This is a genomic window from Paenibacillus sp. JJ-223 (genome assembly GCF_927798175.1).
GTDB classification, from domain to species: domain Bacteria; phylum Bacillota; class Bacilli; order Paenibacillales; family Paenibacillaceae; genus Paenibacillus; species Paenibacillus hubeiensis.
On the sequence record NZ_CAKMMP010000045.1, the window covers coordinates 1 to 482 of the forward strand.

At 44.0% G+C, this 482-nt stretch carries 1 pseudogene; it reads right to left on the reverse strand.

Annotation, left to right across the window (positions count from 1 at the left end):
* Positions 1-404: pseudogene (locus L6H98_RS31200) on the reverse strand (IS4 family transposase); the annotation flags it as partial.
* Between the last annotated feature and the right edge of the window lie 78 nt (positions 405-482).

The following is a 482-nucleotide window of genomic DNA, read 5'->3' on the forward strand; positions in this document are numbered from 1 at the left end:
TCAAATACACGTGCCAGCAGCTCTGCTTTTTTACTCCGGTTCCGGCTAAGTACTGAATCGTCAACGATAAATACACGTACGCGTTTGGAGGAAATGAGCGATTCAAAATAGCGTACGACCTGAAGACTTAATGTCTGCAAAAATCGCCGCCAGGCAAAGGAAGATTGATTCAAGAATCGATAGACAACATCTTTTCCTGGCAGGTCGGCTCCGCGGTCACTTTCCAGAAGGCGAAACCAATTCTTTCCTTCAAAAACCAACGAGAACACGATTCGAAAAATGGCTAAACTGGAAAGACCAAATGATTTGGAAATGCCTGCATGCCGCAAGGCTTTCCCGATGTGAAGTGTAGCAAAAAGTTTAGAAAAACGAGACTGTTCAGACAGGGAATGTTGTTGTAACATAGGGTTACACACCTTTCTTGTTGGCATGGTTGGTCGCACTTCCATGATACCAAACAAGCGAGGTGTTTTTTTGTCAAT